Raw genomic sequence first — 501 nt, 5'->3', positions numbered from 1 at the left:
AATACGTCCAAGCGCTCACCGGCCGGTTCACCGATCATCACGCTTTCATGGTCCAGATTCACCTCGACAACATCGATCACCTCGATGCGGCCATTCTCCGGATTGAAGAACGCACCGAGCAGGTGATGGCACCTTTTCAAGCAGCCCGGGAGGCGCTGACCACCATCCCCGGGATCGGGATCGTGGTCGCTAACGCCGTCATCGCCGAGGTCGGCCCCACCGTCGACGCGTTCCCGGACGCCGCCCACCTCGCCTCCTGGGCCGGGGTCTGCCCGGGCCAAAACGAGTCCGCGGGACGAGTGAAGAGCACCAAAACCAGACCCGGGAACCGGTATCTCAAAGCAAATCTCGGGATCGCGGCCCTCGCCATTTCCTGGTCGAAGGACAACCATCTCCATACGAAGTATTGGCGCATCGTTTCCCGGCAAGGGAAGCAGAAGGCCGTCGTCGCGATCGAACATGCCCTGCTCGTCATCGTCTGGAACCTGCTTCACGACGGCG

General features: G+C 62.1%; 1 protein-coding gene. It reads left to right on the top strand.

Annotation, left to right across the window (positions count from 1 at the left end; genetic code table 11):
- Nucleotides 1-47: 47 nt before the first annotated feature.
- A partial coding sequence (locus ABD791_RS21205; RefSeq protein WP_345069958.1) for a transposase occupies nucleotides 48-501 on the top strand: 454 nt, incomplete at its 3' end.

It is taken from the genome of Glaciibacter kafniensis (assembly GCF_039538945.1).
Taxonomy (GTDB): Bacteria; Actinomycetota; Actinomycetes; order Actinomycetales; family Microbacteriaceae; genus Cryobacterium; species Cryobacterium kafniensis.
The sequence above is the reverse complement of the archived record's forward strand: the minus strand, read 5'-3'. Positions and strand labels throughout refer to the sequence as shown.